General features: G+C 61.2%; 2 protein-coding genes. Both read right to left on the bottom strand.

Annotation, left to right across the window (positions count from 1 at the left end):
- Window positions 1–50: 50 nt before the first annotated feature.
- Entirely contained in the window at window positions 51–944 is an 894-nt protein-coding gene (gene istB, locus NKH78_RS32440) for an IS21-like element helper ATPase IstB (protein ID WP_352849671.1), read from the bottom strand.
- Entirely contained in the window at window positions 941–2455 is a 1515-nt protein-coding gene (gene istA / locus NKH78_RS32435; RefSeq protein WP_502899890.1) for an IS21 family transposase, read from the bottom strand. Before istA ends, istB begins: the two co-directional genes overlap by 4 nt.
- Window positions 2456–2640: the final 185 nt, after the last annotated feature.

The following is a 2640-nucleotide window of genomic DNA, read 5'->3' as shown; positions in this document are numbered from 1 at the left end:
TATAGCGCGGCGATCTGGGAGAGACCTGCGCGACAATCTGGATGAGACTCTCAGAGCGCGGTCACGGGCAAATTATCATGCTGATTGTCGCTGGCAAGGCTTTCGTCGTTTTCTGATTGCCGCTCCGCGACAAGCTCGTGCGTGTTTTTGATTGTCGCGTAGGAGGCGGGCCTGCCGCGCTGGCGTTTGGTTTCCATGGCAGATCTGCGCCGGTAGCTTTCGACATTCATCTCGAAGATCGTTGCGTGATGAACAAGCCGATCGACTGCGGCGAGGGTCATGGCGGGGTCCGGAAAGACCCTGTTCCATTCTCCAAAGGGCTGATTGGCGGTGATCATGATGGAACGCCGCTCATATCTTGCGCAGATGAGTTCGAAGAGCACGCTCGTTTCGGCCTGGTCCTTGGTGACGTAGGCCAGATCGTCGAGGATGAGCAGATCGAACTTGTCGAGCTTTGCGATAGCAGATTCGAGCTGCAGCTCCCGCCGTGCGACCTGAAGCTTCTGAACGAGATCGGTGGTTCGGGTGAACAGCACGCGCCAGCCGTTTTCGATGAGGGCGAGCCCGATAGCTGCGGCGAGATGGCTCTTTCCGCCGCCGGGCGGGCCAAACAACAGGATATTGGCACCCTTTGCGAGCCAGCTGTCGCCGGCGGTCATGGCCATGACCTGCGCCTTGGAGACCATGGGCACGGCGTCGAAGGCGAAGCTGTCGAGTGTCTTTCCGGGCGGCAGATGCGCTTCGGCCAGATGACGTTCGATCCGGCGCCGATCGCGCTCGGCCAGCTCATGCTCGGCAATGGCCGAGAGGAACCGGGCGGCGGGCCAGCCTTCCTTATCGGCCTGTTCGGCAAATTGCGGCCACAGGGTCTTGATCGTCGGCAATCTGAGTTCGTTGAGCATGATGCCGAGACGGGCTTCGTCGATGATGTGGGCGGCCTTCATGCAGCGTCTCCCACATAGGTCGCACCGATCAGGGCTTCATAGCCGTTGAGGGAAGCGAGCTGGACCGAGACGGTCGGCAGCCGTGCGGGGTCCGGGCCGAAGAGCGTTCGCAAGACGGCAATATCGGGCAGGTCGCCGGCGTCGAGGGTCTCGGCGAGTTGCTCGGCAAGTTCGCGCTCGCAGCCTCGATCATGGGCCAGCGCCAGCAGTTCGACCATGATCTTGCAAGCCTGCCTGTCCGGCAGCCGCTCAATGAGCATATCGAAGGCCCTGCGGTATTCCTGCCGCGGGAAGAGCTTGTCACGATAGACGAGATTAAGAAGCGCCATCGGCTTTTTGCGCAGGGAATGGATGACGTGTCGATAATTGACGACCTGATCGTGCCTCCCATCCGCATGTCCACGGCCTCTGGGAAGCGTCATCAGGTGTGTTCCTCCGACAAAGACCTCAAGGCGATCGTCGAACAGCCGGACGCGAAGCCGATGTCCGATCAGGCGGGAGGGAACCGTGTAGAAGACCTTGCGCAAGGTGAAGCCGCCCGTCCGCGACACGGTCACGACCACCTCCTCGAAGTCGCTGGTCCGCCGGTCGGGGAGTTCCTGCAGATGAGGGCGTTCGGCATCGATGCGCTTGCCATGATTGGCGTTGTGCCGGCTGGCGATCTCATCGATGAACGCACGATACGCACCGAGATCGTCGAAGTCCCTGCTGCCGCGCATCAGAAGGGCGTCACGGATGGCGCTCTTGAGATGACCATGGCTGCTTTCGATCGACCCGTTCTCGTGGGCAATGCCCTTGTTGTTGCGGGTCGGCGTCATGCGATAATGGGCGCAGAGCTCTTCGTAGCGATGCGTGAGATCCTCCTTCGCATCGGCACTGAGATTGCGGAAAGCCGCCGACAGGCTGTCGCTGCGGTGATAGAGCGGCGCTCCGCCAAGTGACCAGAGCGCGTTCTGCAGTCCCTCGGCCAGGGCGACGAAGCTTTCGCCACCGAGAATGACATGGGTGTGTTCGAAGCCGGACCAGGCGAGCCGGAAGTGGTAGAGCAGATGATTGAGCGGCTGGCCAGCGATCGACACGCCCAGGCTGCTCATGTCGGTAAAATCCGACAGCCCGAGCCGGCCTGGCTCGTGAAGCTGACGGAAGATGATCTCCTGCTCTTCGCCGTGGATGGCGCGCCATGACCGAATGCGCCGCTCCAGGGTCCGGCGAATGCCTTCGCTCAGTTCCGGGTGTCGCCGCAGCATCTCTTCGTAGATGGCGACAGCACGGATGCCTGGCGCGCCCTTCAAAAGGGGAACGACCTCGGCATCGAAGATGTGCTCGAGAGGGTCAGGCCGGCGCCGGCCGCGAGCCTTCTGCTTTTGCGATGGCAGGTCCGGATTCTTCTTGATGCGATAGGCCGTCGCTCTGCTGATCGACGCCTTGGCCGCGGCAACCTCGGTCGTGTGTTCCTGTCGTAACTTCATAAAAAGCCTCATCTGATGGTCGGTTACATGACGGCCTGGCACAAAGGTGATTCTCCATTCCTCAGAAAATCGCCAAGGTACTTCAGCCAACCGCGCTCAACAGACGTCGGCAGTGACGCCGCGCAGGTGGTGTAACTCCGTTCGGGCTACGCCCTCACTGCGTCACACCACCTGCGCCGAGTCTCATCTTGATTGACGCTGAATCTCATCCTGATCGCCGCGCCGCA

Origin of the sequence: Mesorhizobium sp. M0910, assembly GCF_040319465.1 — a bacterium.
Classification (GTDB): Bacteria; Pseudomonadota; Alphaproteobacteria; order Rhizobiales; family Rhizobiaceae; genus Mesorhizobium.
This window is presented reverse-complemented; position numbering and strand designations above follow the sequence as displayed.